The organism is Paenibacillus sp. NPDC057934 (genome assembly GCF_042887565.1).
GTDB lineage: Bacteria > Bacillota > Bacilli > Paenibacillales > Paenibacillaceae > Paenibacillus_AQ.
This window is the reverse complement of sequence record NZ_JBHVPB010000026.1, coordinates 1-1,246: the sequence shown is the minus strand read 5'-3', so window position 1 is coordinate 1,246 and position 1,246 is coordinate 1. Positions and strand designations below refer to the sequence as shown.

At 45.3% G+C, this 1,246-nt stretch carries 1 pseudogene; it reads left to right on the top strand.

Annotated elements, in window-relative coordinates:
- Positions 1-34 precede the first annotated feature (34 nt).
- Positions 35-1,209, top strand: a pseudogene (locus tag ACFVRY_RS29335) (IS3 family transposase).
- The last annotated feature ends 37 nt before the right edge of the window (positions 1,210-1,246 follow it).

The window sequence follows — 1,246 nt, the reverse complement described above, 5'->3', positions numbered from 1 at the left end:
GATAATAGAATAAACTCCAGAAGAGGTGGTAGCCGTGGCAGAACGGAAGCGATATAACCAACAGTTTAAAGAAGAAACGGTAAGATACATTCAGGAACAACGGAAGTCCATGGACGAGATTGCCATGGAGCTCAACATTCCGAAAGGGACATTGAAAAACTGGATGATGAAGCTGCGCCAATTCCCTGATGAACCCTTTGTAGGAAGTGGCAAGCTGCGTACCCAAGAACAACAAATTGTGAATCTGGAGCAAAAGAATAAGGATCTGGAAGAGGAGATCGCCATCTTAAAAAAAGCGATGCACATCTTCAGCAAAGACCGGAACTAGCGTTTCTGTTTATTGAGGAACACCGCTCAGCCTTCCGGATTGAGAAGATGTGCAGCGTACTTGGCGTATCTCGAAGCGGATATTACAAATGGCGGACGACCCCTCTCAGTGACCGGAAGAAACGCCAGGAACAGCTGTTGCAGCGCATTGAATATCACTTTTACGATAATGATGAAATTTATGGAAGTCCCAAAATCACCAAAAAGCTACACGAAGAAGGGTTTACAGTCGGTGAGAAAACTGTAGGTCGAATCATGCGGGCGCACAATCTCCGCTCTCAAGCGATGAAGAAATACAACGTCCAAACCACCGATTCAAATCACGACTTCCCCATTGCACCCAATTGGTTAAACCAACATTTTGATGTGTGCACAAAGCCAAACCAAGTATGGGTCACAGACATTACGTACATCCGAACACGCCAAGGCACGGTCTATTTGGCGAGCGTATTAGATTTGTTTACACGTAAGATTGTGGGCTGGGAGCTTGGAAACCGAATGAAAGTTGAATTGGTTTCTGCCGCTCTAGACAAGGCCTGCGAGGCACAGCAGCCGGATAAAGGACTCATTCACCATTCGGACCGTGGGAGTCAATATGCCTCCGTAGACTACCGAAAGAAGCTCAAAGAGTACCACATGATTCGCAGCATGAGCCGCCGAGGAAATTGTTACGACAATGCCTGCATTGAATCGTTTCACAGTATTCTCAAACGAGAGCTCATTTACCGCAGGAAATTCGAGACTCAAAAAGAAGCAGAAAACCATCTATTTCGGTATATTGAGTTCTTCTACAACCGAAAACGAATCCACAGTAAACTGGGATATCTGTCTCCAGATCGTTTTGAGTCACTTTACTACAGCAATCTAAAACTCGCGAATTGACCCTATTTACTGTGTCCACTCTATTGACAGAGGTACA